Annotated in this window: 26 protein-coding genes; 11 read left to right on the top strand and 15 right to left on the bottom strand. The window is 65.6% G+C overall.

Annotated features, from left to right (window positions below; genetic code table 11):
- Positions 1-20 precede the first annotated feature (20 nt).
- The 3 genes from AB4Z32_RS23170 (at position 21) to AB4Z32_RS23160 (ending at position 2405) form a co-directional block, all read left to right on the top strand.
- Positions 21-536, top strand: coding sequence for a DUF4142 domain-containing protein (locus tag AB4Z32_RS23170; protein WP_442124225.1), 516 nt, complete (start codon positions 21-23; stop codon positions 534-536).
- Positions 533-1075, top strand: a complete 543-nt coding sequence (locus AB4Z32_RS23165; protein ID WP_442124224.1) for a cytochrome b — start codon at positions 533-535, stop codon at positions 1073-1075. Before AB4Z32_RS23170 ends, AB4Z32_RS23165 begins: the two co-directional genes overlap by 4 nt.
- A gap of 169 nt (positions 1076-1244) precedes the next feature.
- On the top strand, positions 1245-2405 hold the full coding sequence (locus AB4Z32_RS23160) for a diguanylate cyclase (protein ID WP_442124223.1): 1161 nt from the start codon (positions 1245-1247) through the stop codon (positions 2403-2405).
- A gap of 12 nt (positions 2406-2417) precedes the next feature.
- On the opposite strand, the gene AB4Z32_RS23155 is transcribed toward AB4Z32_RS23160, so the two are convergent.
- From AB4Z32_RS23155 to AB4Z32_RS23140, 4 genes are all read right to left on the bottom strand, one after another.
- Entirely contained in the window at positions 2418-3137 is a 720-nt protein-coding gene (locus tag AB4Z32_RS23155) for a hypothetical protein (RefSeq protein ID WP_442124222.1), read from the bottom strand.
- Positions 3138-3248: 111 nt separating this feature from the next.
- Positions 3249-3443, bottom strand: a complete 195-nt coding sequence (locus AB4Z32_RS23150; RefSeq protein WP_442124221.1) for a DUF1059 domain-containing protein — start codon at positions 3441-3443, stop codon at positions 3249-3251.
- Positions 3444-3515: 72 nt separating this feature from the next.
- Positions 3516-4331, bottom strand: coding sequence for a pyrroline-5-carboxylate reductase (gene proC / locus AB4Z32_RS23145; protein WP_442124220.1), 816 nt, complete (start codon positions 4329-4331; stop codon positions 3516-3518).
- Between the two features lie 16 nt (positions 4332-4347).
- A complete protein-coding gene (locus AB4Z32_RS23140; RefSeq protein WP_442124219.1) occupies positions 4348-5049 on the bottom strand; it encodes a YggS family pyridoxal phosphate-dependent enzyme in 702 nt (233 codons plus the stop codon).
- A 163-nt stretch (positions 5050-5212) separates the two neighbouring features.
- On the opposite strand from AB4Z32_RS23140, the gene AB4Z32_RS23135 reads away from it, so the two are divergent.
- From AB4Z32_RS23135 to AB4Z32_RS23120, 4 genes are all read left to right on the top strand, one after another.
- Positions 5213-6256, top strand: coding sequence for a type IV pilus twitching motility protein PilT (locus tag AB4Z32_RS23135; protein WP_442124218.1), 1044 nt, complete (start codon positions 5213-5215; stop codon positions 6254-6256).
- Between the two features lie 9 nt (positions 6257-6265).
- Complete coding sequence (locus AB4Z32_RS23130) at positions 6266-7402, top strand: PilT/PilU family type 4a pilus ATPase (protein ID WP_442124217.1); 1137 nt, start codon at positions 6266-6268, stop codon at positions 7400-7402.
- 104 nt (positions 7403-7506) lie between these two features.
- On the top strand, positions 7507-9321 hold the full coding sequence (locus AB4Z32_RS23125; protein ID WP_442124216.1) for an L-lactate permease: 1815 nt from the start codon (positions 7507-7509) through the stop codon (positions 9319-9321).
- Between the two features lie 35 nt (positions 9322-9356).
- Positions 9357-9839, top strand: a complete 483-nt coding sequence (locus AB4Z32_RS23120; RefSeq protein ID WP_442124215.1) for a glutathione peroxidase — start codon at positions 9357-9359, stop codon at positions 9837-9839.
- Between the two features lie 207 nt (positions 9840-10046).
- Here AB4Z32_RS23120 and AB4Z32_RS23115 read toward each other — a convergent pair whose 3' ends face one another.
- The 7 genes from AB4Z32_RS23115 to AB4Z32_RS23085 are packed head-to-tail and all read right to left on the bottom strand — an operon-like array spanning position 10047 to position 17697.
- Entirely contained in the window at positions 10047-12113 is a 2067-nt protein-coding gene (locus tag AB4Z32_RS23115; protein ID WP_442124214.1) for a glycoside hydrolase family 97 protein, read from the bottom strand.
- 51 nt (positions 12114-12164) lie between these two features.
- Positions 12165-12851 carry a pentapeptide repeat-containing protein gene (locus AB4Z32_RS23110; protein WP_442124213.1) on the bottom strand — a complete coding sequence of 229 codons (687 nt, stop codon included), beginning with the start codon at positions 12849-12851 and terminating at the stop codon, positions 12165-12167.
- Positions 12852-12876: 25 nt separating this feature from the next.
- Positions 12877-13191, bottom strand: coding sequence for a hypothetical protein (locus AB4Z32_RS23105; protein WP_442124212.1), 315 nt, complete (start codon positions 13189-13191; stop codon positions 12877-12879).
- 38 nt (positions 13192-13229) lie between these two features.
- Complete coding sequence (locus AB4Z32_RS23100) at positions 13230-13877, bottom strand: NMCC_0638 family (lipo)protein (RefSeq protein ID WP_442124211.1); 648 nt, start codon at positions 13875-13877, stop codon at positions 13230-13232.
- Positions 13874-15115, bottom strand: coding sequence for a glycolate oxidase subunit GlcF (gene glcF, locus AB4Z32_RS23095; protein ID WP_442124210.1), 1242 nt, complete (start codon positions 15113-15115; stop codon positions 13874-13876). The genes AB4Z32_RS23100 and glcF overlap by 4 nt, the downstream gene beginning before the upstream one ends.
- 6 nt (positions 15116-15121) lie before the next feature.
- Positions 15122-16192 carry a glycolate oxidase subunit GlcE gene (gene glcE, locus AB4Z32_RS23090; protein WP_442124209.1) on the bottom strand — a complete coding sequence of 357 codons (1071 nt, stop codon included), beginning with the start codon at positions 16190-16192 and terminating at the stop codon, positions 15122-15124.
- Between the two features lie 23 nt (positions 16193-16215).
- Complete coding sequence (locus AB4Z32_RS23085) at positions 16216-17697, bottom strand: FAD-linked oxidase C-terminal domain-containing protein (protein ID WP_442124208.1); 1482 nt, start codon at positions 17695-17697, stop codon at positions 16216-16218.
- Between the two features lie 74 nt (positions 17698-17771).
- Between AB4Z32_RS23085 and AB4Z32_RS23080 the strand changes: the two genes are divergently transcribed.
- The 4 genes from AB4Z32_RS23080 to AB4Z32_RS23065 are packed head-to-tail and all read left to right on the top strand — an operon-like array spanning position 17772 to position 20185.
- The gene (locus tag AB4Z32_RS23080; protein ID WP_442124207.1) at positions 17772-18326 is read left to right on the top strand and encodes a cob(I)yrinic acid a,c-diamide adenosyltransferase; all 555 of its coding nucleotides are present in this window, start codon (positions 17772-17774) and stop codon (positions 18324-18326) included.
- Between the two features lie 13 nt (positions 18327-18339).
- Complete coding sequence (locus AB4Z32_RS23075) at positions 18340-19494, top strand: rhomboid family intramembrane serine protease (protein ID WP_442124206.1); 1155 nt, start codon at positions 18340-18342, stop codon at positions 19492-19494.
- The gene (locus AB4Z32_RS23070) at positions 19491-19994 is read left to right on the top strand and encodes a hypothetical protein (protein WP_442124205.1); all 504 of its coding nucleotides are present in this window, start codon (positions 19491-19493) and stop codon (positions 19992-19994) included. Before AB4Z32_RS23075 ends, AB4Z32_RS23070 begins: the two co-directional genes overlap by 4 nt.
- Positions 19970-20185 carry a hypothetical protein gene (locus AB4Z32_RS23065; RefSeq protein WP_442124204.1) on the top strand — a complete coding sequence of 72 codons (216 nt, stop codon included), beginning with the start codon at positions 19970-19972 and terminating at the stop codon, positions 20183-20185. The genes AB4Z32_RS23070 and AB4Z32_RS23065 overlap by 25 nt, the downstream gene beginning before the upstream one ends.
- Before the next feature lie 88 nt (positions 20186-20273).
- On the opposite strand, the gene AB4Z32_RS23060 is transcribed toward AB4Z32_RS23065, so the two are convergent.
- The 4 genes from AB4Z32_RS23060 to AB4Z32_RS23045 are packed head-to-tail and all read right to left on the bottom strand — an operon-like array spanning position 20274 to position 24281.
- On the bottom strand, positions 20274-21221 hold the full coding sequence (locus tag AB4Z32_RS23060; protein WP_442124203.1) for an MYG1 family protein: 948 nt from the start codon (positions 21219-21221) through the stop codon (positions 20274-20276).
- Between the two features lie 13 nt (positions 21222-21234).
- The gene (gene dxs / locus AB4Z32_RS23055) at positions 21235-23106 is read right to left on the bottom strand and encodes a 1-deoxy-D-xylulose-5-phosphate synthase (protein WP_442124202.1); all 1872 of its coding nucleotides are present in this window, start codon (positions 23104-23106) and stop codon (positions 21235-21237) included.
- Entirely contained in the window at positions 23107-24015 is a 909-nt protein-coding gene (locus AB4Z32_RS23050; RefSeq protein ID WP_442124201.1) for a polyprenyl synthetase family protein, read from the bottom strand.
- The gene (locus AB4Z32_RS23045) at positions 24012-24281 is read right to left on the bottom strand and encodes an exodeoxyribonuclease VII small subunit (protein ID WP_442124200.1); all 270 of its coding nucleotides are present in this window, start codon (positions 24279-24281) and stop codon (positions 24012-24014) included. The genes AB4Z32_RS23050 and AB4Z32_RS23045 overlap by 4 nt, the downstream gene beginning before the upstream one ends.
- Between the last annotated feature and the right edge of the window lie 217 nt (positions 24282-24498).

Genomic DNA, 24498 nt, shown 5'->3' with positions numbered 1-24498 from the left:
AACACTCCTGCGAGGAAAACATGTCCAACGTCGTCGTTCGCCTGGCCGCAGCCGCTGCGGCGCTGTCTCTTGCCCATGTCGCCGTCGCTGCCGACCTGAGCCACAAGGATGAGAAATACATGACCAAGACCGCACATGGATTGATCTCCGAAGTCGCGATGGGTGAAATGGCCCAGAAGAATGCCGCCGATGAGCGCGTCAAGCAGTTTGGCAAGCGCATGATCGACGACCACGGCAAGGAGCTGGCGAAGCTGAAGCAACTGGCCAGCCAGAAGAAGGTGACCTTGCCCGACGACATGGATCATGGCCAGAAGAAGGAATTCGACAAGCTAGGCAAGCTGAGCGGCAAGGATTTCGACAAGGAATACGTGAAATACGAGGCCAAGGATCACAAGGAAGACGTCGAAGACCAGGGCAAGGAAATGAAGGCGACGTCGGACCCCGACCTGAAGAAATTCGCGACTGCCTCCTACGATACCGTGTCCAGGCACAAGGAAAGCATCGACGAGCTCCACCGCACACTGGGCGGAAAATGACAAGCCATGGCGCCGCAGTCTATACCCCGACGGCGAAAGCCCTGCACTGGACGATCGTCCTGCTGGTCACGATCCAGTTCGTGACGGCGCTGGCGATGCCGGATATCGGCCCGCACACGCAGCCCGACACCTGGATCGGCCTGCATTTTTCGATCGGTGTGCTGATACTTGTCGTGATGGCGGCGCGCCTGGTCCACCGTCTGATGTACCCGGTGCCGCTGGAAGCCTCACAGGCGCCAGCGTGGGAACGTGTGGTCGCCCTGTTGATACATCGGCTGTTTTACCTGATCCTGCTGACCGGTCCCTTGCTCGGCTGGGCATCGGCTTCTGCGCATCGCCTGACGGTAAGCCTGTTCGGATTGATCACGCTACCGTCGATTGCCGCACCGAAAGCACGCTGGGCGCTCACTGCGGGTGACGTGCATGCCACCGCCATGTGGGTTTTGCTGGCCCTGGTAGCCATGCATGCGGCGGCAGCGCTCTATCACCATGTCGTCCGCCACGATGCTACCTTGCGGCGCATGTTACCGGTCGAATAAGGGTTAGCCGGCGCATCGCGCAAGGTCCGCGATCGGGTCGATTCCATCCCGACGTGATAGTTTGTGATTTTTTCAATCAGGCAACCTGTTATGCTGGACAGACCGGCGACCCGTCCACCGGCGGACGGTCGCAACAAGCGTGTCTTCTAACCCAGCGCCAAGGCATGTCGTGAACACCCATCAGTCAATCAGCAAGTCGGACCTGGCTCTCGCTCGCGAAACCGGCTTTTCGGAATGTGCGATTGCGCTTCGTCGCGCACTCACCACCACGCCAGTCGGATGGCTGCTCGCCGTATGGTTCTGCTGGGGCCGTGTTCCCATCCATTCCATCGCCTTGTGGCTGGGGTGTGCTGCCGCGGTATGGGCTGGCAGTCTGGCGGTCTTGCAGCATATGATCGTCGTCGGCTCCCAGCTGGCGCTTCATCGCAATCGGCTTCGCTGGATCGCCGGGCTGGACGGCTTTGGCTGGGGTCTGCTTACCTGGTTCTTGATCGGGTATGACCCCACGCTCGACGCTACGCTGATGGCGCTGTTGTGCGGCGTCACGTCGATCAATGCACAGGTGTATGGCACCTATGTGGTGGCCTATTTCGGACAAATCGGCATCCTGTGGAGCATGGCGGTATTCGGGTTATTGCTGCTTACCAGCAGCCAGGGTGCGCTCGATTACGTTGCCGGCCTGAGCGTTTTCATCGCCCTCACCGCCTACTACACGCGCGCGATCTCACAACGCTTGATCGAAGGAATTCGCTTGCAGCACGCTAATGCCTCGCTGGCGTCGCAACTGCGCACGGCGCTCCACAAGGTCGAACTCGACGCGGCGACCGACGCGCTGACAGGGCAAGGAAACCGCCGGGCACTCGATGAAGAACTCAAGCGCCAGCTCGAGCGGCGCGCTGCCTCCGGCATAGCTTTTTCCATCCTGATGCTCGACATCGACTTCTTCAAGAATATCAACGATGAATTCGGCCACATGGTTGGCGACGATGTCTTGCGTGCTTTCGCGCAGAGGCTACGCGAATTCCTGCGTTCGGACGATTTCTGTGCGCGCTTTGGCGGCGAGGAGTTCGTCGTCGTTCTGCCGGACACGCCCTTGGCCGCAGCGCTGGAAATCGGAGAACGGATCTGTAGAGGTATTGCACATGCTCCCCTGTTGACCAAGCCGAGAGTGCAGGCAACGGTGTCGATTGGCGTAGCAACAATGGAGCCAGGACAGAACATCTGTGAACTGTTTGCCGCGGCGGATGCTGCCGTCTACCTAGCCAAGAACGGGGGGCGCAACCAGGTGCGCTCCCACATGCACATGCCGGTACAAGTCGACGGCATATGAAGCCGGCCGCTTTTACTGGACCAGGTGGCCGCCCAGCGTGTAGCTGATGCGGGCGTTGTCGGACCAGGCCTTGTCGCCCAGTTTTGCCGGATGCTTGTCCTTCGCCGACTGCACCAGGCGGCGCCCGCCGTCCTCGATCGTCACGCTATCGTAAGCGCCCTTCGGCGCCTCGACCTTCGTGGCTTCCAGCTCGTCGCAGATATTGAAGCCGAACAAGCTTGCGGCCCCGAGCGCCGCCCGGACCTTGAGTCCTTCCCCTTTCGCCATCGCCATCTGCGCCGCGCAGGCCAGGCGCAGGTCGCCCATGCGCTGGACGCCGTCCGGCAATCCAGGCGAGCGCACCTGCACCAGCGGGTGGTTGAATTCGCCTTTCGGGAAATTGCGGTTCACGACCACCATGGCGCCGTCGTCCTCGGCCAGGGTGCCGCGTGTCAGCGAGAAGCTGGTGTTGGACGCCATCGGCAAGGGAAGGCGGTGATCCGCGCCGACGATCTCGACCTGGTTGCCGCCCTGCGCGGCATCCACTTTCGGCAGGCGGAAGCTCATCGTGGCGCCCGGCGCCTGTTCGGCCGCGCGCTTTTCGAACACGCTCCGGGCCTTTTCCAGCAGGCTGAAACGCCATGCCATCGGCTTGGCTTCATCCGCATCGGTCTTATGCCCGACATTGATCGAATCGTTGGCGTGGACGCTGCCGGCGAGGGCCAGCAGGACCAGGAAAGAAGGGACGCGCATGAAAATAGCCCGGTTGCTTAGTAGATACTGAACATTAGCACGCCAGTATCCCCACCACCCGGGCGGTACGACGAACGGGCGATTTCGTGCGATGGCCGGTGCTAGCCCGGATTAATCGGGCGGCCTGCCCTCGTGCATGATCTTTTTCAGCTGCGTGCGCAATTCGGGCGTATCCGCATGCTTGTGCACGGCAACCGCATGCTGGGCAGCGGCTTCGATGAGCTCATCTTCACGGTCGGACGCGATCGTGATGCTGCAATTCATTTCGCTCGGAAACTCACGACAATCGATATATTTACGCGTCATGGCGCTCTCCTGGCTTGAGGTATTCAAGCGAAGTATAGGCCGCCCTGCACGGACATCAAGCGGAGAAGCCGCTTATCCCCTGCCCAGCTCCTCGCCCAGCTCGCGCCCGCGCGCCGCCGCCGCCTTCATGGCATCGACGATGGCCTGCTTCACGCCGGACGCTTCCATGCTGGCGATGGCCGCGTAAGTCGTGCCGCCCTTCGAGGTGACGCGCTGGCGCAGCACGTCGGCCGGCTCGCTGGACTGCGCCGCCAGCTGGGCTGCCCCGCTAAAGGTTGCCATCGCCAGCTCCCTGCCCTGCTCGGCGGACAGTCCCATCTCGACGGCCGCCTGCTGCATCGCCTCGAGGAAGAAGAAGACATAGGCCGGACCGCTGCCCGACACCGCCGTCACCGGATCGATCAGCTCTTCCGACTCCAGCCACACGGTCTTGCCGACCGCGCGCAGGATGCTGTCGGCGGCCGCCTTTTGCGCCTCGCTGACGCCGGCCATCGCCACCATCCCGGTGATGCCCTGGCCGATCAGGGCCGGCGTGTTCGGCATGGTGCGCACGATGGCGCCATAGCCGCCCAGCCAGCGCGACAGATCCGTGCCGCGGATGCCGGCCGCGATCGACAGCACCAGCGGGCGCGCATCCAGTTGCGACTGCAGGCGCAGCGCCACGTCGCGCATCTGCTGCGGCTTCACGGCCAGCACGATCACCTCGCTCGCTGCGACTTCGGCGGCGATCTCGGGCGCGGTCGTCACGCCGTACTGGGCGCGCAGCCTGTCCCGCGCTTCCGGATTGGGGTCGACCACGTGGATATCCGAGGCCTGCGCCACCTTGCCGGCCAGGCCGGCGATGAGGGCGGTGGTCATATTGCCGCCGCCGATGAAACTGATCTTCATACGATTCCTTGGAAACTTACTCGTAATGGCGTGCGCCGAAGATGGCACTGCCCACGCGCACGATGGTCGCGCCTTCCATCACCGCCGCGCGCATGTCGCCGGACATGCCCATCGACAGGGTGTCCAACTGGATGCCGGACTTGACGATGGCCTGGGCCAGCTCGCGCAGGCGCGCAAAGGGTTCCCGCTGCAGCGCCGGGTCTTCCTGAGGTTCGGGAATCGCCATCAGGCCGCGCAGGCGCAGGTTCGGCAACGCGGCGACTGCCTGCGCCAGTGCCGGCAGTTCTTCCGGCGCCACACCGCTCTTGCTGGCTTCGCCGCTGATGTTCACCTGCAGGCAGATGTTCAACGGCCCAAGTTCGGGAGGGCGCTGCTCGGACAGGCGCTGGGCGATCTTCAGGCGTTCGACCGTGTGCACCCAGGAGAAATTGGCGGCGATCGGGCGCGTCTTGTTCGACTGGATCGGACCGATGAAATGCCATTCCAGCGACGTATCCGGTAGCGCTTTTGCGACAGCCGCGATCTTGTCGATGCCTTCCTGCAGGTAGTTCTCGCCGAAAGCGCGCTGGCCGCAGGCGGCCGCTTCGAGCACGGCTTCCGCAGGGAAGGTCTTGGATACGGCCAGCAGCTGGACCGTCGAACGCGGCCTGTTTGCGGCCCGGCAGGCGGTCTCGATTGTCGCTTCGACAGCTTGCAAGTTCCCGGCGATTGTGGACATAATGGTTTTCTACAGGAAATATTTTTCGGTCTAAGCAAAGCGGCATAACGTCGTTCCCGCGAAGGCGGGAACCCAGGTTTGCATGAGTATCGTCGACGCAAACAGAACTTGGATCCCCGCCTTCGCGGGGACGACGACGATGCAGCACAAGGATTATATCTAAATGGACATCTCTGAACTCCTCGCCTTCTCGGTCAAGAACAAGGCCTCGGACCTGCACCTGTCGGCCGGCCTGCCGCCGATGATCCGCGTGCACGGCGACGTCCGCCGCATCAACCTGCCGCCGCTGGAGCACAAGGACGTGCACGGCATGATCTATGACATCATGAACGACGGCCAGCGCAAGCAGTACGAAGAGATGCTGGAGTGCGATTTCTCGTTCGCGATTCCCGGCCTGGCGCGCTTCCGCGTCAACGCCTACAACCAGGAACGCGGCGCGGCGGCCGTGATGCGTACGATTCCGTCCAAGATCCTGAGCCTGGAAGAACTGAACGCGCCGCGGATCTTCGCCGAGCTGGCCCTGAAACCGCGCGGCCTGGTGCTGGTGACCGGCCCGACCGGCTCCGGCAAATCGACCACGCTGGCGGCGATGGTCAACCACCTGAACGAGAACGAGTACGGCCACATCCTCACCATCGAGGACCCGATCGAGTTCGTCCACGATTCCAAGAAGTGCCTGATCAACCAGCGCGAAGTCGGCCCGCACACGCTGTCCTTCAACAACGCGCTGCGCTCGGCCCTGCGCGAAGACCCGGACGCGATCCTGGTCGGCGAGCTGCGCGACCTCGAGACCATCCGCCTGGCGCTGTCGGCGGCCGAAACCGGCCACCTGGTGTTCGGCACCCTGCACACCTCGTCGGCGGCCAAGACCATCGACCGTATCGTCGACGTCTTCCCGGCCGAAGAAAAGGAGATGGTCCGCGCGATGCTGTCGGAATCGCTGCAGGCCGTGATCTCGCAGACCCTCCTCAAGACCAAGGACGGCGCCGGCCGCGTGGCCGCGCACGAAATCATGATCGGCACCCCGGCGATCCGCAACCTGATCCGCGAAGCCAAGATCGCGCAGATGTATTCGGCGATCCAGACCGGCTCCAACGTCGGCATGCAGACCCTCGACCAGAACCTGACCGACCTCGTGCGCCGCAACGTGATCTCGTCCGCCGCCGCCCGCGCCGCGGCCAAGATCCCGGAAAACTTCCCGGGCTAAGGAACAGACATGGAACGCGACCAGGCCTCCAAATTCATGTTCGACCTGCTGCGCCTGATGGTCGGCAAGGGCGGCTCCGACCTCTTCATCACGGCCGGCTTCCCGCCCGCGATCAAGATCGACGGCAGGATGACGCCGGTCTCGAACCAGGCCCTGAACGGCAGCCACACGGCCGACCTGGCGCGCGCCATCATGAACGACAAGCAGGCCGCCGGCTTCGAACTGTCGAAAGAAGCGAACTTTGCGATCAGCCCCGGCGACCTGGGGCGCTTCCGCGTTTCCGCCTTCATGCAGATGGGCTGCGTGGGCATGGTGCTGCGCGTGATCACGACGACGATTCCAAAATTCGAGGACCTCGAACTGCCGGGGGTGCTGAAGGACGTGATCATGGCCAAGCGCGGCCTGGTGATCATGGTCGGCGCCACCGGTTCCGGCAAGTCGACGACGATGGCGGCGATGGTCGGCTACCGCAACGAGAACAGCTACGGCCACATCATCACCATCGAAGACCCGGTCGAATTCGTCCATCCGCACCGCAACTGCGTGATCACCCAGCGCGAAGTGGGCGTCGACACCGACAGCTTCGAGGCCGCGCTGAAGAACTCGCTGCGCCAGGCGCCGGACGTGATCCAGATCGGCGAGATCCGCGACCGCGAAACGATGGAACACGCGATCGCCTTCGCCGAAACCGGCCACCTCTGCCTGGCCACCCTGCACGCCAACAGCGCCAACCAGGCGCTGGACCGCATCATCAACTTCTTCCCGGAAGAGCGCCGCCAGCAATTATTGATGGATTTGTCGCTGAACCTGAAGGGCCTGATCTCGCAGCGCCTGATCCCGAAGAAGGAAGCCAAGGGCCGCGTGGTCGCGATCGAAATCATGCTGAACTCGCCGCTCATCTCCGACCTGATCTTCAAGGGCGAAGTCCACGAGATCAAGGAGATCATGAAGAAGTCGCGGGAACTCGGCATGCAGACCTTCGACCAGGCCCTGTTCGATCTCTACGAGGCGGACAAGATCAGCTACGAGGATGCGCTGCGCAACGCGGACTCCGTCAACGACCTGCGCCTGAACATCAAGCTCAACAGCAAGCACGCGAAGAACCGCGATTTCTCGGCGGGGACGGAGCATCTCGGCATCGTCTGAAGTGGCCGGCTGGCGACGCGCACAAAGAATGTATCTATGAAAACGCGCCAGCGCGTTCCATAATGTCATACACGTAGGCCAATCGATCATCCCGGGAGACGATCATGTGGCATCAGGTGTATGACCCCTTGGGCAACGCCGTCCTGTCGACCTTGGCGGCAGCCATCCCCGTCGCCGTGATGCTCGCGGCGCTCGCTTTCTTCCACATCAAGGCGCATATCGCCGCCCTGCTTGGCCTCGCCAGCGCACTGCTGGTGGCAATTTTCGCGTATGCAATGCCGCCGCCGACGGCGATATCGGCCGCCCTGTATGGCGCCGCCAACGGCCTGCTGCCGATCGGCTGGATCATCCTGAACGTGATCTTCCTGTACCAGCTCACCGAGCGTAAGGGCTACTTTAAGATCCTACAGGAATCGATTACCGGCATCACCACCGACCGCCGCCTGCAATTGCTGCTGGTGGCGTTTTCCTTCGGCGCCTTCTTCGAGGGCGCGGGCGGCTTCGGCACGCCGGTGGCCGTGACCGGCGCCATGCTGATCGGCCTGGGCTTTGCGCCGCTGGCCGCCTCCGGCCTGTCCCTGATCGCCAACACGGCGCCGGTGGCTTTCGGCGCGCTCGGCTCTCCGCTGATCGCGCTGGCCGGCGTCACCGGCCTCGACCTGCTTCAACTGTCGGGCATGGTCGGCCGGCAACTGCCCTTCTTTTCGGTGCTGGTGCCGTTCTGGCTGATCTGGGCTTTCTGCGGCTTTGCCGGCATGGCCGCGATCTGGCCGGCGGCCCTGGTGGCGGGCGTGACCTTTGCCGTCCCGCAATACCTGATCTCGAACTTTCACGGCCCGTGGCTGGTCGACGTCGGCGGCTCGCTCATGTCGATGCTGTGCCTGACGCTATTCTTGAAAGTGTGGAAGCCGGCGACGCTCTGGCATGACGCCGCGGGCAAACTCAAGTCCAGTACGGAAACCGCTACCCAAGCCTATGAAGGCGCTGGTACCGGTGCTGGAGCTGGAGCTGGCGCCGGTGCAGGCATGGGAGCCTACGCCGGTGCAGGGGCGGGTGCAGGCGGCGGCGCCTATGCCGGCGCCGATCCCGATTCCGATACGAACGGCACCGGCGGCGGCGGTGCAACGGGTCGCGCGCCGCTGGTCCACAACCATCCACGCTCGGCCGTGCTGAGGGCCTGGCTGCCCTGGCTGATCCTGTCGGTGCTGGTGTTCCTGTGGGGCATACCCGAGTGGAAGAAGCTGCTCGACGGTATCTCGGTCTTCAAGTACGACTGGCCGGCGCTGCACAAGGTGGTGCAGAAGATGCCGCCGGTGGCCAGCAAGCCGACTGCGGAGGCCGCCGTGTACACGCTCAACTGGCTGTCCGCCACCGGCTCCGGCATCCTCGCCGCCGCCGTCATTTCCGGCCTGGTGATGGGCTACAAGGTGCGCGAACTGTTCGCCGTCTACTGGGCCACGCTCAAGCTGATGCGCTTCTCGCTGCTGACCATTGCCGCCATGCTGGCGCTCGGCTATACCACCCGCTATTGCGGCCTCGACTCGACCCTCGGCCTGGCCTTCGCCAACACCGGCGTGCTGTATCCCTTCTTCGGCACCCTGCTCGGCTGGCTGGGCGTCGCGCTGACCGGTTCGGACACCGCCTCCAACGTGCTGTTCGGCGGCCTGCAGAAGACTTCGGCAACCCAGCTCGGTCTGAACCCGGTCCTGATGGCGGCGGCCAATTCCTCAGGGGGTGTGATGGGCAAGATGATCGATGCCCAGTCCATCGTGGTGGCTTCCACGGCAACCAAGTGGTACGGTCACGAGGGCGAGATCCTGCGCTACGTGTTCTTCCACTCGATCGCACTGGCCTGCCTGGTCGGCGTGCTGGTGACACTGCAGGCCTATGTTTATCCGTTCACTGCGCTGGTCAGGTAATATCCTCTGATCAACACTGACTACAGGAGTCCTTCGTGAATGTCTTCGATTTCCAGGCCACCTCACTCGACGGCAAGCCGGTCGACCTCGCCCAGTACCGCGGCAAGGTCCTCCTGATCGTCAACACCGCCAGCAAATGCGGCTTCACCCCGCAGTACCAGGGGCTCGAGACCGTGTACCGCGAACTGCACGGCCGCGGCCTGGAAGTGCTGGGCTTTCCCTGCAACCAGTTCGGTTCGCAGGAACCGGGTTCGGAAGAAGAGATCGGCGCCTTCTGCGAAAAGAACTATGGCGTGAGCTTCCCGATGTTCGCCAAGGTCGACGTCAACGGCGACGATGCGCATCCTTTGTTCAAGCACCTGAAGGGCGAAGCGCCGGGCGTGCTGGGCACCGAAGGCATCAAGTGGAACTTCACCAAGTTCCTGATCGGGCGCGACGGCAAGGTGGCCAAGCGCTATGCACCGCAGACCAAGCCGGAGGAGATTGCGGGGGAGATCGAGAAGCTGCTGGGGCAATGAGATTGTAAATCTGTAAGCTGACAAGTACGGCACAGGGTGGCGTTTGTTCATTTCTTTGCGTCGTTCACGTAACGTGAACAGACGAAAAAATTGAAACCTGTTTCGTTCTTGTGCCGCGCAAGCGCGACCGGATCACCGTCCACATGACCCGGCCGTTAGCATCGAGCGCCGAGACCGCAGCCACCTTGCGATATTCCTCTCTATGGTTCACCGTTTCGGCGTCAAGCGGATCGCCTGCCCGCCACCCGGCGCCAGCTTCAGCTGCAGCACGTCCTTCGCGGTCACGATACGCGTTTCAAGCACCAGGTCGAAACGATGCTCGTTGCGGTAATCGGCCGCATCGCCGTCGCGATAGATTTCGGCCACATACTGCTTGCCCGGGTCGAGGAAGGACAACGGGAAGGTCAGCGTGCGCGCCTGCCCATCGGTGACGGCGCCGACGTACCAGTCGTCCGACTTGCGGTCCTTGCGCGCGATGCTGGCGTATTCGCCGACCGCACCGTTGATCACTTTGGTCTCGGCCCAGTCGGTCGGCACGTCGCGGATGAACTTGAAGGCGGCCGGATACCTGGCGTAGTTCTCCGGCAGGTCGGCCGCCATCACGATCGGCGAATAGATGACGACGAAGTTGGCGAGCTGCTTGGCCTGGGTCGAGTTGAACACCTTGCCGTCCGCGCCCAGCAGGCTGAGGATGCCCGGCGTGTAGTCCATCGGACCGCTCAGCATGCGGGTGAAGACCAGCTTGGCCTCGTGGTCGACCGCGTTCGGCGGATTGCCCCAGGCGTTGTATTCGACGCCGCGTGCGCCTTCGCGCGAGATCCAGTTCGGCCAGGTGCGGCGCAGGCCGGTGTCCTTCACCGGTTCGTGGGTGTCGACGGCGATCCTGTAGCGCGCGGCATCAAGCACCGCTTTCTGGAAGTGGCGCACGCCTTCCTGCGAATCGTAATGGCCGAAGTGGATCTTGCCGTCCGGGCCCTGGAACTGCATGCTGCCGGCTTCGTGCACATAGCCGGACTTCACGCTGTCCACGCCCAGCTTCGCATACAGCCGGTACGCCGCGTCCATCTGCTTTTCGTAGGCCGGCAGGTTGCCGCCGGTCTCGTGGTGGCCGATCAGGCGCACGCCCTTCTGCTTCGCATAGGCGGCCAGCGCGGGCAGGTCGAAGTCGGGATAGGACTCGGTGAAGCTGAAGTCGGCGCCGCCGTGTCCCCAGTCGCTTTCCCAGCCGCGGTTCCAGCCTTCGACCAGCACGCCGCGGAAGCCGTTCTGTGCGGCGAAGTCGATGTATTTCTTGACGTTGGCCGTGTTGGCGCCATGCTTCGGTCCCGCGTTCCAGGTCGTGTGCTGCAGGTGCATGCTCCACCAGACGCCGACGAACTTCGACGGGTGTACCCAGGACACGTCGCCCAACTTGTTCGGTTCGTTCAGGTTCAGCTCGAGGTCGGACATGTAGAGGCCGGCCGCGTCGTCGGCGATGCGCAGCGTGCGCCACGGGGTCGTGAAGGCGCCATGCCGGACCACCGCCGGGCCGGTGCTCGACGGCGCCAGCTGGGCGCGCAGCTTCTGTCCTTCGACCTTGCGCACCCACATCGAGGCGTAATCGACCAGCGCCGCCTCGTGCAGGGCGAGGTGGGTGCCGTCCGCCAGGCGCATGGTCAGCGGGGTGTTGGCGGTGCCGATTTCCGCCAGCGGCGCCTTCTGGATCTGTTCTTCGAGGCCCGGCAGCTCGCCGGCCGGGATCCACCAGGCGGTAGCCGGCTGGGCGACCGCGAATTCGGTCAGCTCGTCGAGGATCTCGGTGTCGCGCAGCTGCGGCTGGTCCGGGAATTCGTAGCGGAAGCCGACGCCGTCGTCGTAGATGCGGAATACGATGGCAAGCGCGCGGTTGGCACGGTTCTTCTGCTCGACCTCGAGGCGCAGCTCACGGTAGTGGTTGCGCACGAAGCGGCGCTCGCCCCAGGGCTGCTCCCAGGTGTCGTCATGCTCGCTGACCTGCTTTGCGCGCAGGCTGAAGCCGCCCTCCAGCTTCGGTGCATTGGCCAGGTTGAAGCCCAGGCGCGACGGGCCGATGATCTCCTTGCCGCGGCGCTTGATGTCGTAACCCAGCTTGCCCATGCCGTCGATCTGGACGTCGACGCTGAGCACGTCGCCCGGCGAAGCCGCACTGGCCACCACCGCCTGCGCCCAGGCGGACTGGCCGGCCAGGCTGAGGGCGGCCGCTAGGGCCGTGGCAAACAAACGGAAATCAGGCTTGAAACGGGGACGAACGCGCATCGCTGACACCTCCACAAAAGAGATGTAATTTTACTACAGCCGAGTTCGGATTCAGGCGACGTTCAGGCCCATCGCCCTTACCAGTTCGGCCGCCTGGCGCGGCGAGATGGTGGCGCCGGCGAACTGCTTGGCGTTCGAGAGCTTCAGGCCGCCGAGGTCGGCCTCGCGCAAATCCGCATGGTCGAAGCGCGTGTCCTTGATGTGGGCATCGCGCAGGCTGCCGCCTTCGAACACGGCTTCGCGGAAGTCGCAACCGGACAGGTCGGCGTCGGCAAAATCCAGGCCCGTGAGCCTGGCCTTGCGGAAGGACATGCGGCGCAGGTCGGCGCCGATCAGCAGACTATCCTCGAAGGACAGGCCGAGCTGGCCGACTTCCTCGAAGCTGGCGCCGGTCAGCTTGCAGCCGCGGTAACTGCAGGAGGCCAGCTTGGCGCGGCGCCAGCTGGTGTTGTTCAGGTCGCAGGCTTCGAAGCGCGCGTCGACCAGGTCGGCGGCCTCGAAATCGGCATGGCCGCCGCGGCAGCGCCGCCAGCGCGTGCGCGCCAGGTTGGCAGCAAAGAAGGAGGTCTCGGCCACGGCGCAGTTGGCAAAGCCGCAGTCCTGCAGGTTCAGGCGCGACAGGTCGGCCTGCTGGAAATCGCATTCTTCGAATACCAGCAGCGCTTCCTGTGCGAGCAGTGCTTCGATGCGGTCGCGGCCGATGGTTTCGCCGCTGATGGTAATGGTTTGTTTCGACATGCTTGATGATGTTTGAAGCGGCGCTCTAGCGGGTCTCGACCAGCGCCGAGGCGTGGATGGTGCAGCCGCGGTGCACGTTCTCGAGGAAGCGGATCGCCTCCCCCAGCCGCGCCGTGGCCGGCAGCATGCGGCCCAGCGATTCGTCGTCGTTCAACTGGTCGATGCCGTAGGCGATCGCGCGCGAGACGTCGCGGGCCTCGCGGCCGTCGCTGTTGTAGAGCGCATCGTAGACGCCGATTTCTTCCCACAACGCGACGTAGCCGGGGCCGATCGAGTCCTGGAACGCGACCGAGGGCGCCGCATCCTCGTCCTGCGAGATCAACCGGAACACGAAACTCATGGCACCTCCGCCTTGCATAATTCGGGGCGCCGATCCTATCACGGCCTCGCGTTTCGCGTCGGACCGTCGGCAATCATCGCCACCGAACCCAGCGCCTGCAGCTCGGCCTTGGGCGATGCCGTGGTGGTGAGCATGAATTCCATCTTGCGGCGCGCGCCCGGCGGCGCCCAGGTCGAGGACACGGTGCGCATCTTGATCTTGTCCGCGCTCAGTTCGTCCCGGCTGGGGCCGCGCTTCGCCACCATCGGCTTGGGCGCATCGGCGACGATGTCGAGAAAGCCCTTCTCGATCGCGGTGGCGTTCGCACGGTGCGCGTGCAGCAGGCACAGGTTCTTCCCGGCCGGCAGGGCCAGCACGTAATTCCCCAGCTTGCCCTTGTACGGCACCGGCCAGGCGTCGCCGTCCATCCCGGCCAGGAACGGCTTGGCGTCTTCCGCCGGCAGCTTAGGCACCTTGTCGCGCAGCAGGCGGGCACGGAACTCGTCGAGGTCGCCGAAATGGCGCACGCACAGCTCGACGTAGAGGTTCAGGAAGCCGTCGGCGCCTTCGTCGGCGCCGGCGGCCTTCTTCTTGGCGGGCTTGGGCGCGGGCTTGGCGGCGTGATGGGCAGCAGGCTTGTGCGCCTGCCCTTCCCCCGCCAGGGCCGCCATCGGCAAGACCAGCAGCAAAGCTGCGAAGATCCTCATCGGCCCGGCGCCCCGGCCAGGGCGCGGTCGACCAGTTCGATCCAGTGCGTGACCGGCGTCTGCGTTCCCGACTGCAGGTGGGTGATGCAGCCGATGTTCGCGGACACGATTTCCTTTGCCCCGGTGGCTTCCAGGTTGGCGACCTTGCGGTCGCGCAGCGCATGCGCGATCTCCGGATGCAGCACCGAATAGGTGCCGGCCGAACCGCAGCACAGGTGGCTGTCCGCGCACAGCACCACGTCGACGCCGGCGGCGCGCAGCACGCCCTCGACCTTGCCGCGGATCTGCTGGCCATGCTGCAGGGTGCAGGGCGGGTGGAAGGCGATGCGTTCATTGATGCTGCCGGCCAGGCGGGCGCCGATCTCGCCTTCGAAATCCTGCATGACTTCGGACAGGTCCTTCGTCATCGCGCTGATGCGCGCCGCCTTCCCGGCATACTGCGGATCCTGGGCCAGCAGGTGGCCGTATTCCTTGACGGTGACGCCGCAGCCGGAGGCCGTCATCACGATGGCCTCGACCTTGCCGCCGTCGACGTAGGGCCACCAGGCGTCGATGTTGCGGCGCATGTCCTGCAGGCCGCCGTCCTGGTCGTTCATGTGGTAGCGCACCGCGCCGCAGCAGCCCGCCTTGGGGGCTTCGATCAGCTGCACGCCCAGCGCATCGAGCACGCGCGCGGTGGCGGCGTTGATATCGGGCGCCATCGCCGGCTGCACGCAGCCCGCCAGCGCCAGCATCTTGCGCGCATGCTCGCGCCGCGGCCAGACGCCCGCGCTGCGCGCCGGCTGCAGCTTGTCGCGCAGGCCGTGCGGCAGCAGCGGACGCGCCGCCTGGCCCGCCTTGAAGGCCGGCTTGAACAGTCTTGCGCGCGGCAGGAATTCCTTCAGCATGGTGCGTTTCACGCGGTCGCCCAGCGGACGGGCGACGCGCTCCTCGACCACCTTGCGGCCGATGTCGACCAGGCGCCCGTACTTCACGCCGGACGGGCAGGTGCTCTCGCAGTTGCGGCAGGTGAGGCAGCGGTCCAGGTGCAGCTGCGTCTTGCGGGTCGGCTGTTCGCCTTCCAGCACCTGCTTGATCAGGTAGATGCGGCCGCGCGGGCCATCGAGCTCGTCGCCCAACAGCTGGTAGGTCGGGCAGGTGGCGGTGCAGAAGCCGCAATGCACGCAGGCGCGCAGGATGGCTTCCGCCTCCTCTCCTTCGCGCGTGCCCTTGATGAAATCGGCGAGGTTCGTTTGCATGGTTCTTTAATACATCCGGCCGGGGTTGAAGATGTTCGACGGATCGAATCCGGCTTTCAGGCGTTCGTGGATCTTCGCCACGGCCGGCGCCAGCGGCTGGAACACGCCGACGCTTTTATCGCCGCCGCGGAACAGGGTCGCGTGACCGCCGCAGGCCTTCACCGTGGCGCGGATGCGCTCGCTTGTCGCGGCATCGCCGTCCGCGCGCAGCCAGCGCTGCGCCCCGCCCCATTCGATCAGCTGCGGACCTCCCAGCACGATGGCGCCATAGGTGGACGGTACCGACAGCCGCCAAAGCGGCGCATCGCCATCGAAGAAGGCATGGCGCTGCTCGCGCAGGCTGGCCCAGAAGGCCTCGCAGTCCGGCATGATGTGGCCGCCGTGTGCGGTGCCCAGCGAGCGGATGGCGGCATCGACCGCGGCCCGGGCGCCGGACAGGCGCAGCGCCAGCACGCCGTCAATCCAGCAGCTGGCCGAGATCGGCAGCGGCTGGCCGCCCCATTCGTTCAGCTTGCGGATGGCGTCGACCTCGTTCATCTCGAAGCGCAGCGTGGCTTCGCGGTAGGACAGCGGCAGCACCTTGACCGACACTTCCAGCAGCAGGCCGAGGGTGCCCAGCGAACCCGCCAGCAGGCGCGAGACGTCGTAGCCGGCCACGTTCTTCATCACCTGGCCGCCGAAGCTCAGGACGTCGCCCTTCCCGTCCAGCAGCTTCGCGCCGAGCACGAAGTCGCGCAGCGCGCCGCTGCTGGCGCGCCGCGGGCCCGAGAGGCCGGCGGCGATGGTGCCGCCCAGGGTCGCGCCTTCGCCAAAGTGCGGCGGCTCGAAGGCCAGCATCTGCTTGCGTTCGGCCAGCACGGCTTCGATTTCGGCCAGGGGCGTGCCGCAGCGCGCCGTGATCACCAGTTCGGTCGGCTCGTAATCGACGATGCCGGCATAGGCGCGCGTGTCGAGGATCTCGCCTTCGAGGCGCTGTCCGTACCAGTCCTTGCTGCCGCCGCCGCGGATGCGCAGCGCGCCCTTGCCTGCGGCCGCGGTCCGTACCTGGTCCTGGAATCGTTCAAGAGTCTGCTGCATAGTCAGTTTCAAAAGCGTCACTTTCAAAAACGCGGCAGGTCCGCGAACGGCAGCACGCCGCCGCTGACCCGCATCTTGCCCATTTCGGCGCAGCGCTGGAGGGTCGGCACCGCCTTGTTCGGATTCAGCAGCATGGCCGGGTCGAAGGCGCGCTTGACCGTGAAGAAGGCTTCCAGCTCGTTCGCGCCGAACTGCACGCACATCGAATCGATCTTCTCGACGCCGACGCCGTGCTCGCCGGTGATGGTGCCGCCGACCTCCACGCACAGGGCCAGGATGGCGGCGCCGAAGTCTTCCGCGCGCTGCAGCTCGCCCGGCTTGTTGGCGTCGAACATGATCAGGGGGTGCATATTGCCGTCGCCGGCGTGGAACACGTTCGCGCAGCGCAGGCCGTAGGTGTCCTGCATCGCTTCGATCCGGCTCAGCACGTGGGCCAGATGCTTGCGCGGGATGGTGCCGTCCATGCAGTAATAGTCGGCCGAGATGCGGCCGGCGGCCGGGAAGGCATTCTTGCGGCCGGACCAGAAGCGCAGGCGCTCGGCCTCGTTCTGCGACACCGCGATGGCGCTGGCGCCGGCCTGCTGCAGCACTTCCGTCATGCGTTCGATTTCCTCGGCCACTTCGAGCCCGGTGCCGTCCGCCTCGCACAGCAGGATCGCGGCCGCCTCGAGGTCGTAGCCGGCCTTCACGAAGGGCTCGACCATGCGCGAGGAGGTGCGGTCCATCATCTCCAGGCCGGCCGGGATGATGCCGGCCGCGATCACGCTGGCCACCGCGTTGCCGCCCGTTACCACGTCGTCGAAGGAAGCCATGATGACCTGGGCCAGCGCCGGCTTCGGCACCAGCTTGACGGTCACTTCGGTGACGATGCCGAGCATGCCCTCCGAGCCGATGAAGACGGCCAGCAGGTCCAGGCCCGGTGAATCCAGGCCTTCGCCGCCCAGTTCGATGACATCGCCTTCCATCGTACAGACGCGCACGCGCAACACATTGTGCACCGTGAGGCCGTATTTCAGGCAGTGAACGCCGCCGGAGTTCTCGGCCACGTTGCCGCCGATGGTGCAGGCGATCTGCGAGGACGGGTCCGGCGCATAGTAGAGGCCGAAGGGCGCCGCCGCTTCCGAGATCGCCAGGTTGCGCACGCCGGGCTGGACCACGGCGGTGCGCGCATAGGGTTCGACGCGCAGGATGCGGTTCAGGCGCGCGGTCGAGATCACCACACCGTCGGCCAGCGGCTGGGCGCCGCCGGAGAGGCCGGTGCCGGCGCCGCGCGGCACGATCGGCACCTTCAGCTCGCGGCAGACCTTCAGGATGGCCAGCACCTGCTCCTCGTTGTCGGGAAGCGTCACGATCATCGGCAGCTGGCGATAGGCCGCCAGGCCGTCGCATTCGTACGGCCGGGTATCTTCGGGGTCGTGCAGGACGCAACGCTCGGGGAGCACGGCGCGCAGGGCGCTGGCCACCTGGCGGCGGCGCTCGGGGTCGACTGGAATGGCGGGAATCATAAGCCGATTGTAAGCACTATTGCACTATTTTGGCGTATGCTCGCGCTATCTTTTTTTATAGGCAGGGCATAAGCATGGGCAATCGACTTTCGAAAATCGCGACCCGCACCGGCGACGACGGCAGCACCGGACTCGGCGACGGCAGCCGCACCGGCAAGGACAGCGCGCGCATCGCCGCGCTGGGCGACGTCGACGAACTGAATTCCTTCGTCGGCCTGCTGCTGTGCGAGGACATGCCGGCCGAGCTCAGGGAAGAGCTGATCTCGATCCAGCACGACCTGTTCGACCTCGGCGGCGAGCTGTGCATCCCGGGCTACCAGATGATCAAGGACGAGCACGTGGCGCGCCTGGACGGCCTGCTCGAGAAATACAATGCCGACCTGCCGATCCTGAAGGAGTTCATCCTGCCGGCCGGCTCGCGCGCGGCATCGACGGCCCACGTGTGCCGCACCGTATGCCGGCGCGCCGAGCGCAGCATCGTCGCGCTGTCGAAGACGGACACGATCAACGCCCAGCCGCGTCAATACGTGAACCGCCTGTCCGACCTGATGTTCGTGCTGGCGCGCGTGCTGAACCGCCACGGCGGCGGCAGCGACGTGCTGTGGCAGCACGAGCGCAAGCGCGGCTGACGGGGCGCCGCAGATGCAGGACAGCGGCAAGGCCGACGGCGTTTTCGAGGTCCGGTTCTACCGGGGCGGCGCGAACTGGCCCTCGAATCCCTTCCGGCTGCAGGGACGCGGCCAGCTGGCGATCGAGCCCGACTTCGTCTACGTGCGCGGCAGCAGCCACCGCTCGTTCCGCTTTCCGAAGAAGGAGGAGGAGCGCCTGCGCAAGGTCGACATCGTCAACGTGCGCACCGCGGGCGAGGACGTGATCTTCGACGTGGTCGGCGTCCAGGGCATGCAGGAAGTCGGCTTTTCCGCCGCCGGCCGCGATGCCGCGAAGGCCATCGCGGCGGCCCTCCCCTCGCGCTGCACGCCCGAGTTCGAGGTGGCGCATGCCGAGCGCGAGGTCTTCCATGACCGCATCGACTACTGGAGCCCGTCGACGCCGGTGATCTGGACCCTGCTGGCGGCCAACATCGGCATCTTCTTCCTGATGTGGCTGGAGCGTAAGGGCTTCGGCATGCCCTGGTTCAGGCCCCTGCCGGGCTGGGACTCGCTGGCCGCGGTGCAGGCCCACCTGCAGCTGTGGCAGCAGGGCATCCACAAGCTGATCGCGGCGCGCCAGTGGTGGCCGGATGCGCCCCCTGCCCTGCTCGCCGAGCAGCTCGTCAAATGGGGGTCGAACCTGCCGCGCAAGACCCTGGGCGAAGGCCAGTGGTGGCGCCTGCTGAGCTCCGCCTTCCTGCACGGCAGCCTGCTGCACCTTGGGATGAACATGCTGGTGCTGTGGCAGGCCGGCCAGCTGGTCGAGCGCATCTTCGGCAGCCTGCGCTTCGCCGGCCTGTATCTGCTTGCCGGCATCGGCGGCGGCCTTGGCAGCATGCTGTGGGGCCTGGTCTCCCAGCACCCCGTCAACAGCGTGGGCGCCTCGGGCGCGATCTTCGGCATCATCGGCGGCCTGTTCGCCTTCATCGGCCGCGAGCACAGCGGCGTGCCGCCGACCGTGGTGCGCGACCTGCGCGGCTCGGTCGGGCCCTTCCTGCTGTTTAATATCGGCGCCGGCTTCCTGTATCCGCACACCGACAACGCGGCCCACATCGGCGGCCTGGTGGCCGGCTGGCTGGCCGGCCACCTGCTGGCCCGCTCGCTGCACGTGCCGGCCCAGCATGCGGCCTCCCAAGGAACGTCATGACAGACGATTTCATCGGCATCTACGACGGCGCCCTGAGCAGCGAGCAATGCGCCCATATCCTGCAGCGCTTCGAGGCCAGCGACAAGGTCGTGCGCGGCCGCACCGGCAACGGCGTGGACGTGGCCAGGAAGGACAGCTGGGACCTCACCCTCACCCAGTACCCGGAGTGGCAGGACGTCGCCAGCCTGATGGCATCGAGCCTGCGGCGCCACCTGGCGCAGTACGTGGACCGCTACCGCGCGCTGGTGCTGGGCGCGCTGTCGCCGATGGTCGCGCATCCGGAAACCGGGCAGCCGGTCGCCCTCTCGCTCGACAACTTCGACGAATGCGGCCGCCCCCACCTGGACGCGCTGGTGCAGGCGATGTACCGCTGCGGCCCGATCAACCTGCAGAAGCACCTGCGCGCCAGCGGCGGCTACCACCACTGGCATTCCGAGATCTATCCGCAAACGCCAGCTGCGAGACCCTGCACCGGGTGCTGCTGTTCCAGTTCTACCTGAACGACGTGGCCGAGGGTGGCGAAACCGAATTCCTGTACCAGGGCCGCAAGGTGGAAGCGCGGCAGGGCCGCCTGATCATTGCGCCGGCAGGCTTCACGCATACGCACAAGGGGCATGTGCCGCATGGCGGGGACAAGTATGTGGCGACTTCGTGGATTCTTTATCGGCGGGCGGAGGAGTTGTTCAAGTGACGTCGTTCCCGCGCAGGCGGGAACCCAAGTTTTTCGAACCGCAACGAACCTGGATCCCCGCCTTCGCGGGGACGACGTTCTTGAGTTGCTAGTCTTGCCCCGCTTCCTTCAACGCCTGCAACGCCATCGCATGAATACCGTCATACGACTTGGCAGCAGCAATGAAGCGGCCGTTGTGGCAGAAGCCGGCATCCGGCACGCCGGTGACAAGCGCCAGGTCGGCGTCGCGCAGGCCGGCCCAGGATGCCGGCAGGTCGGCGCGGGCTTCGAAGGTGTCGGCGGTGGCCGGTACCGTGTGCAGCATGTAGCGCTGCTCGCCGATGTTATGGCTGATGACGAACAGGACCTTCGGCATTTCCTTGCGCACCACCGAGCTCCAGGGCAGCGCGCTGTTCTTCAGGTAGAGCAGCCGGCCGCCTTCCAGCACCTCGGCCTTGCGCACCTGCTCCAGCGCGAGCAAGGCGCCGACGCGGTACTTGACGGCGTTCGCCATCACGTCGACGAGGAAATCCATCGCGCGGCGGAACTGGCTCAGGCGGTAGGCGTCGGCGCGCTCGCCGTAGCCCAGCCTTTCCTCGTCCAGCCAGCTCAGGTTGTAGCCGGAGATTACCGCCGACAGGCCGTAGCCGCCCGGCGCATTTTTCGCCGCGCCGACGTCCGACAGGTCCAGGTACTGCACGATGTCGGCGTCGATGGCGTAGGCGATGTGCTGGGCGGTTTCGTCGCTGAGCTGCTGGCCGGTGTGCTTCGCCGCCAGCGCGGCCACGCAACGGGCGCCGTATTCGCGCCACACCAGGCCGGCGCTCGCATACGGCACGCCGGTCTGGCGGGCGCCGCTGAAGCCCTTCTGGTGGTGGTCGAAGCGCCCCAGGGCCGGGTCCCAGATGCCGCCGACGTCGATCACGACGTCGCCGCTCTCGATGATGACCGGGTCGCGCGTGCGCACCAGTTCGGCCTCGGGATACAGCACGTAGATGACGGCAACCGCCCAGGCGTCATCCGCATGGAATTTGCCGCCGTGGGTGACGATCAGCATGATCGGTCTCTGCTCAGTTGTTGTTCACGACCAGGCGCGGCTCGCCGATCCCGAAACGTTCGCGGATCGATTTGCCGATGCCGTGCGCGTCCAGGCCGACGGAAGCCAGCAGCACGCCCGGGTCGCCCTGGTCGATGAACTTGTCCGGCAGGCCCAGGATCAGCAGCGGCTTGACGATGGCCTCGAGCGCCAATGCTTCGGCGACGGCCGAGCCGGCGCCGCCCATGGTGCAGCCCTCTTCCACCGTCACCAGGTAGTCGTGGTCCTTGGCCAGGCGCTTGACCAGCTCGACGTCGAGCGGCTTCACGAAGCGCATGTCGGCGACGGTTGCGTTCAGGCCCTCGGCCGCTTTCAGGCTCGGGGCCACCATCGAGCCGAAGGCCAGGATGGCGACGCCCTTGCCCTCGCGCTTCACGGTGCCCTTGCCGAGCTCGAGGGAGGTCAGCTCCTGCTGGATGGCGGCGCCGACGCCGGCGCCGCGCGGATAGCGCACTGCCGCCGGGCCCGGGTAGTGATAGGCCGTGGTCAGCATCTGGCGGCACTCGTTCTCGTCCGACGGCGCCATGACGACCATGTTCGGGATGCAGCGCAGATAGGCCAGGTCGTAGTTGCCGGCGTGGGTCGCACCGTCGGCGCCGACCAGGCCGGCGCGGTCGAGGGCGAAGGTCACGTCCAGGTTCTGCAGCGCCACGTCGTGGATCAGCTGGTCGTAGCCGCGCTGCAGGAAGGTCGAGTAGATCGCCAGCACCGGCTTGACGCCTTCGGTCGCCATGCCGGCGGCGAAGGTGACCGAGTGCTGTTCGGCGATGCCGACGTCGAAGTAGCGGTCCGGATACTGCTGGTGGAAGCGCACCATACCCGAGCCTTCGCGCATCGCCGGCGTGATGCCGACCAGGCGTTTGTCGGCGGCGGCCATGTCGCACAGCCAGTTGCCGAACACTTCGGTGTAGGTGATCTTGGACGGCGCGGTGGCGGGCTTGATGCCCTCGCTCGGATTGAACTTGCCGGTACCGTGGTACAGGATAGGCTCGGCCTCGGCCAGCTTGTAGCCCTGGCCCTTCTTCGTCACCACGTGCAGGAATTGCGGGCCTTTCAGCCTGCGGATGTTTTCCAGGGTCGGGATCAGCGAGTCGAGGTCGTGGCCGTCGATCGGGCCGATGTAGTTGAAGCCGAATTCCTCGAACATCGTGGCCGGGACCACCATGCCTTTCGCGTGTTCCTCGAGCTTCTTGGCCAGTTCCAGCATCGGCGCCGGCAGCACGCTTTTTCCCACGTTCTTGGCGGCGGCGTAGAACTGGCCCGACATCAGGCGCGCCAGGTAGCGGTTCAGCGCGCCCACCGGCGGCGAGATCGACATGTCGTTGTCGTTCAGGACCACCAGCAGGTCGACGTCGTCCTCGACACCGGCATTGTTCAGGGCCTCGAAGGCCATGCCGGCCGTCATCGAGCCGTCGCCGATCACGGCGATCGCCTTGCGCTTCTCGCCCTTGATCTTGGCCGCCTGCGCCATGCCCAGCGCCGCCGAGATCGAGGTCGACGAGTGGGCGGTGCCGAAGGTGTCGTACTCGCTCTCGTCGCGCTTCGGGAAGCCGGACAGGCCGTTATGCTGGCGCAGCGTCGGCATGCGGTCGCGGCGGCCGGTCAGGATCTTGTGCGAATAGGTCTGGTGGCCGACGTCCCAGACGATGCGGTCTTCCGGCGTGTTGAACACGTAGTGCAGCGCAATCGTCAGCTCGACGGTGCCGAGGTTGGACGAGAGGTGGCCGCCGGTCTTGGACACCGAATCGAGCAGGAACTGGCGCAGTTCGGTGGCCAGCGGGGTCAGCTGGGTGCGCGGGAGCTTGCGCAGGTCCGCCGGGTCGTTGATGGTATCTAGCAGTTTCATTTAGGCCTTCCGCTGCACGATCAGGTCTGCCAGTTCGCGCAGCCGCAGTGCTTGTTCTCCGAACGGCGCCAGCGCTTCGTGCGCCTGCTGCCGCAGTTGTTCGGCCAGCGCCTTGGACGGCCCCAGCCCCAGAATCGTTACGTAAGTCGGTTTGTTCGCCGCCGCGTCCTTGCCCGCGGTCTTGCCGAGGGTGGCCGAGTCTTCGGTCGCGTCCAGCACGTCGTCCACCACCTGGAAGGCCAGGCCGATCGCGCGCGAGTATTCCTTCAATGCGTCCAGCTCCCGCGCATCGAGCTCGCGGCCGGCCAGTGCGCCCAGCAGCACCGAGACGCGCAGCATGGCGCCGGTCTTCAGCTGGTGCATGCGCTCCAGCTCTTCCAGCGTCAGGGCCAGGCCCACGCTGTCCAGGTCGATCGCCTGGCCGCCGCACATGCCGGCGGATCCGGCCGCCTCGGCCAGCAGGCGCAGCATCGTGACCAGGCGCGCCGGGGCGACCTCCTCGCTGCCGGCGAGTACTTCGAAGGCCTGGGCCTGCAGCGCGTCGCCGACCAGCAGCGCGGTCGCTTCGTCATAGGCCACATGCACGGTCGGCTTGCCGCGGCGGAGCGCGTCGTCGTCCATGCAGGGCATGTCGTCGTGCACCAGCGAGTAGGCGTGAATCATCTCGACCGCGCAGGCGGCGCGTGCGACGGCATCTTCGCTGGCGCCGAACAGCTCACCGGCGGCATGCGCCAGCAGCGGGCGCACGCGCTTGCCGCCGCCCAGCACCGTGTAGCGCATCGCTTCGTGCAGCTTGGCCGGCACCTGCACAGTCGCCGGCAGGAAGCGCTCGAGCGCGGCCTCGGTGCGGGTCTGCACGCCTTCCATCCAGGCGCGGAAATCGGAATGGGCGCTCACGGTCGGGCTCATTCGGCGTCCTCGCCGTCGGCGCTGAAGGGTTTCAGCATTTCGCCTTCGAGCACCTTGACCTGCGACTCCACCTTTTCCAGCTGGGCCGCACAGTAACGCACGAGCTCGGAACCGCGGGCATAGGCAGCGACCGAGGCTTCCAAGGGCAATTGTCCGCCTTCCATCTGCGTGACGAGCTGGGCCAGTTCGGCCATCGCCTGTTCGAAAGACTCGGGAGGAACGGCGGCCGGCGCTCCAGCGCTCTCCGCGCTTGTTTTATTTGGCATAATGACTTTAATCGGTTCGGGGCTCGACTTGCCTGGCGGCAGTGCAATGGCAATGCGCGAGGCGCAACAGTCTAATCGCTTATTGTAAACAATCCTACCCCTGCGTGACGGCGCGACAGTTGCCGTTCTCTTGCAAGCAAAGACACATTTTATCGCAAAGCGCCCACCGATTCATGAAAACGATGCATTTCCGGCAATTTTTGAGCATCCACGCACC

This window comes from Massilia sp. 2TAF26, from assembly GCF_052115005.1.
GTDB lineage: Bacteria > Pseudomonadota > Gammaproteobacteria > Burkholderiales > Burkholderiaceae_D > Telluria.
Note: the sequence above shows the minus strand (reverse complement) of the source record. Positions and strands in the feature narration are given on the sequence as shown.